General features: G+C 67.7%; 5 protein-coding genes. 2 read left to right on the forward strand and 3 right to left on the reverse strand.

The genetic code is table 11. The annotated features are described in order from the left end of the window. Positions 1-2: 2 nt before the first annotated feature. Together JHC79_RS22715 and JHC79_RS22720 are read right to left on the reverse strand one after the other, a co-directional pair. Positions 3-491: a GNAT family N-acetyltransferase gene (locus JHC79_RS22715; protein ID WP_296395172.1), complete on the reverse strand. Its 489-nt coding sequence runs from the start codon at positions 489-491 to the stop codon at positions 3-5. 53 nt (positions 492-544) lie between these two features. Next, positions 545-2,068 carry a carboxylesterase family protein gene (locus JHC79_RS22720; protein ID WP_296395175.1) on the reverse strand — a complete coding sequence of 508 codons (1,524 nt, stop codon included), beginning with the start codon at positions 2,066-2,068 and terminating at the stop codon, positions 545-547. Positions 2,069-2,103: 35 nt separating this feature from the next. Between JHC79_RS22720 and JHC79_RS22725 the strand changes: the two genes are divergently transcribed. After that, a complete protein-coding gene (locus JHC79_RS22725; RefSeq protein ID WP_296395178.1) occupies positions 2,104-2,400 on the forward strand; it encodes an antibiotic biosynthesis monooxygenase in 297 nt (98 codons plus the stop codon). Between the two features lie 4 nt (positions 2,401-2,404). Here JHC79_RS22725 and JHC79_RS22730 read toward each other — a convergent pair whose 3' ends face one another. Further along, complete coding sequence (locus JHC79_RS22730; RefSeq protein WP_296395180.1) at positions 2,405-3,991, reverse strand: acyl-CoA synthetase; 1,587 nt, start codon at positions 3,989-3,991, stop codon at positions 2,405-2,407. Positions 3,992-4,290: 299 nt separating this feature from the next. Between JHC79_RS22730 and JHC79_RS22735 the strand changes: the two genes are divergently transcribed. Further along, positions 4,291-4,416 carry a hypothetical protein gene (locus JHC79_RS22735; protein ID WP_296395183.1) on the forward strand — a complete coding sequence of 42 codons (126 nt, stop codon included), beginning with the start codon at positions 4,291-4,293 and terminating at the stop codon, positions 4,414-4,416. Positions 4,417-4,608 lie beyond the last annotated feature (192 nt).

The raw sequence follows: 4,608 nt of genomic DNA on the forward strand, positions 1-4,608 counted from the left end.
CGTCACGCCCGCAACGACCGCGCCATCTCGAGTTCGGTCAGATGCGGATGTGCCGGGTTCGTCGTCGAACGACCGGTGACCGCGAAGTCGTTGCGCTCGTAGAACCGTCGAGCGCGGACGTTGGTCGTCGCCACGTGCAGCAACATCCGCGAGGTGTGGGGCCTCGCCCAGTTCGTCATCGTCGTGAGCAGCAGCTGGGCGACACCGGTCCCGCGACACCACGGCACCACGTAGACGCCGTAGAGCCAGGCGTCGTCGTCGGTGATCTCACCGCGCATCGAAGCCGTCCAGGATCCGTCCTCCGCGACGGCAACGACGCCCAGCCCGCGCTCCCCCTGCATCCGCGCCAACCGGTGTCGCCAGTCGTCCTCGGTGGCCCCGCGTGCGTGGTCGAGGGTCTCGCCGAACGCCTCCGGGGTGTCGGCGAGTCCGGCGAGACGCATGTCGCGATACTGCTCCCAGTCGTCGACGCCGAGCCGGTGGATCTGCATGAGGCGACGCTAGATCGCGGACTCCACCGAGTCGATCGAATTACCGGCGGCGCTCAGGGCTGCCGGAAGACGGCCAGTTCGTCGGCACGCGGGTCGGTGACGACGGCGTCGGCGCCGAGCGATGAGTCGCCGAACGTGCGGACCGGGCGACTCGAGCCGACGCGATCCCATCCCGGATCGCCGGTGGTGGCGAACCGGACCCAGGTCGAATGCATGTCGTCGGCGAGATCCTGCGGCGGGGTGGGCCCGGTGAGCTGTGACGACCCGTCGAGGGTGTCGAACACGAAGGCCAACTCCAGGGCGTGACACGCGCGCAGGTCTCGGACCGGGGTCGGCCATGCGAACTCGTACTGCCAGGCCGGCTGATCCCGCGCCGCGATGGCGTCCACGAGATCGGCTGTGCCGGAACGGAACGAATAGTCGGTGAACATCGCACACATCACGTCACCGGGCGACTCATCGGGTCGATTGCGCGTGTACGTCGCGACCGCCTCGGGTCCGACACCGAGTCGGCCGACGATCCCGGGAAGCATCTCGGCGGTGACGACGGCAGCGAGACCGCTGGGGACGAGGAAGAACCGCATCTCCTCGCGTGTCGTGCCCGCGAGCACCTCGACGCCGCAAGCGGCGCCGGCCCGGATGGCATCGATCGGGAGGGCGGGCAGGACATCGCCGTCGATGGTCGGGAACATGCTCATCACGCCGAGTCCGCGGGCGATGGTGCTCGCGCCCCACCGACTCGGGTTCGGGTCGCCGACGAGCGCCAGACCGAGCGCGTCCTGCGCCCGCTGGAGTTCAGCGGTGGTCAGGTCGGCCACACCGACGACGGTCGGCGGCAGACCGAGGGTCTCGGTGAACTCGCTCGCGACGAGTCGCGCGTCGCCCAGGTCCGACGCGGACGTCCCGTTCCCGCTCTGCACGATCGCGCGGCGGAACAACCCCTCGGCGCGGGGTGAGGCGAGTAGTGCCGCGATGCTCATCGCGCCCGCCGACTCGCCGAACACGGTGACCTGGTCGGGATCGCCGCCGAAGTCGGCGACGTTGTCGCGCACCCACTCCAGCGCCGCGATCTGGTCACGTAGACCGCGGTTGTCGGGCGCCCCGGCCAGGCTCAGGAACCCCAGAGCGCCGAGACGGTAGTTGATGCCGACCACCACGACACCGTCGCGGGCGAAGGCGGCACCGTCGTAGGTGGGCAGTCGGTGCGTGCCCCGGGTGAACGCCCCGCCGTGGATCCACACCATGACCGGGAGTCGGCCGGTTCCCGGCTCCGGTGTCCACACCGACAGGTTGAGCGACTCGTCGCCATCGATGATGACACTCGGCAGCAGCTCCGAGGTGGGCGCCGGGTACGGGCCCTGCGGCGGGGTCGGTCCGTGGTCGGTCGCAGGTCGCTCGCCCTCCCAGGGCTCGACCGGGCTCGGCGCCGCGAACCGGGCGGCGCCCACGAGCGGACCCGCATACGGGATCCCGAGGAAGGCGTGCACCACCGAGTCACCGACGGTGACTCGTCGTCCGCGCACCACGCCCGCCCTGGTCGTCACCCGGACACCGGTCATCGCTTCGTCAACACTCACCACTTCACCATGCCATGCCATGCGAGAGTGACCCGATGATCGTCGAACATGCGCTCCTGCAGGTGACACCGGGTCGGGGTGAGGAGTTCCGTGCCGCGTTCGCAGAGGCGAAGTCGATCATCGCCGGTATGCCCGGTTTCTCGGGTCTGCGTCTGTCGCGCGGCATCGAGAGTCCCGACACCTACCTGCTGCTGGTCGAGTGGCAGACGCTCGCAAACCACACCGACGGCTTCCGCGGGTCACCGGAATACGAACGGTGGCGGGCGCTGCTCCACCACTTCTACGACCCGTTCCCGGTCGTGGAGCATTTCGACCCGGTCGACGGGGTGTGACCCCTCAGGCCGACGGCAGGTACTCCGCGCGCAGCTGCTTCTTGAGCAGCTTGCCCGCCTCGGTCCGCGGCAGCTGCGCGACGAAGTCGACGCTGCGGGGACACTTGAACGCGGCGATGTGCGACCGGCAGTGCGCGATGAGCGCGGCCGCGAGATCGTCTGTTGCCGAGTCGGGATCGACGAGCTGGACCACTGCGCGGACCTCCTCGCCGAGATCGTCGTGCGGCACTCCGATCACTGCGGCATCGAGGACCGCGGGATGCTCGATGAGGACGTTCTCGGCTTCCTGCGGGTAGATGTTCACTCCACCGGAGATGATGAGGAACGACGATCGGTCGGTCAGGTAAAGGTATCCGTCGGCGTCGAGACGGCCGACGTCACCGACACTGCGCCACCCGTCGGCGTTCGTGGTCTCCTGCTCCTTGGTCTGATCGCCGAGGTAGGAGAACGGCGGCGAGTTCTCCGCCCAGATCGCACCGACCTCACCCACCGGCAGTTCGACGCCCTCGTCGTCGCAGATGTGCAGGGTTCCCATGAGGGACTTGCCCACCGACCCCGGATGGGCCAGCCAGTCGTCGGCGCCGATGAACGTGAACCCGGCCAACTCCGACGACGACCAGTACTCGAACACGATGGGACCCCACCAGTCGATCATCGCCCGCTTCACCTCGATCGGGCACGGGGCCGCGGCGTGAACCACGCCTGCGAGGCTGGACACGTCGAAGGACAATCGTTGCGGCTCGGGCAGTTTCAACATCCGGACGAACATCGTCGGGACGAACTGACCCGTCTGCACCTTGTACGTCTCGATCGCGCGCAGCGCCTCGACGGGATCGAACCGTTCCATCACGACGACCGTGCCACCGAGGCGCAACGCTCCCATCGACCATCCGATCGGAGCCGAGTGGTACAGCGGGGCGGGCGAGAGGTAGACCGTGCCCTCCTGGGCCCCGATGCCGCGCAGGAACAGCACCATCGGGTCGGCCTCGGCCGGTACCGGGTCATCGGCCAGTGGACGCCGGATTCCTTTGGGGCGTCCGGTCGTTCCGGAGGAGTACTGCAGCAGGTCACCCTCACCGGCCGCCGGCGGGATCGTCGTGTCGGCCGAGGCCAGCTCGGTGTCGTAGTCGCGGTATCCGTCGATCGGACCGAACTGCGCGAGGCGATGGGTCACCGTGGGGACGAGGTCATCGGTCAGCTCGGCCGACGCGTCGAGATTCGCGCTGGCGACGAGGACCTGTGCGGCGCAGTCGTTCACGATGTACGCGATCTCGTTCGCCGTCAGATGGCGGTTGACGGGCGTGAAGTAGAACCCGCCGAGACGACACGCCCAGAACACCTCGTGGAAGCGATGCGAGTTCTCCGACAGCATCGCGACCACGTCACCGCGCTGCAGTCCGTAGGACCTCAGCAGGTTGGCCAGTCGTACCGCGCGGTCGGCGAGCTCGGCGTAAGTGGTGGTGACCCCCGAACCGGCCATGACCACGGCGACGCGATCCGGATCCGACGCCGCCCAGGTCACGGGGTTGTCGCTCCAGCCGTCGAGCGGCGTTTCCGGGGTGGCAGCGTCAGGTGCGGATTGGTCGGCCATCGGTGTCGGGCTCCTTTGCCACGGTGAAGTCGTTGGAACAAATCTCAATATATGTCCCAACACTCCAGGAGTCCAGAGCGATCGCTCGGTTGCCTACGCGCAGACTTCCCGGCGGATTCGTGGGCGCCTCCGGTTCCACTGTCGCTCGACCGTTATCGGCATCGGTGAATCTCGCCGTAATCAGACGTGGTGTTCTCCGCGAGAGTTAAGGTCCAATTCGCCAGCTTGAACTGCACTGAGCTGCATCTCAACCGAATCCCGCCGACCGGCTATCGGCACCATCTCGGAAAGGCACGAACATGATCGGTGAAATCATCGGAAGCATCCTCGGCGGAGGTTTGGGCGGCGGCGGCGGTATCGGAGACCTGCTGACCGGTCTGTTGGGCTCTCTCCTCGGCGGCGGTGGCGGATTCGGCTCGAGCTAGCTCGACGGCCGACCACAGATGCTCCCGCCGGCTCGCTGACCCACCCCACGGTTCAGCGAGCCGGGGTGAGCGCAGCGGTCGTATGCCCGGTTCATCCGACATGACCATGAATCACGCCGTGGTCACACCGAATCGCTTCTCGAAGCCGTCGGGGATGATGATGTCGTCGCGGGAGAGTTCGTGGATGCTCTT

Source organism: Williamsia sp., from assembly GCF_016462415.1.
Lineage (GTDB): Bacteria > Actinomycetota > Actinomycetes > Mycobacteriales > Mycobacteriaceae > Williamsia_A.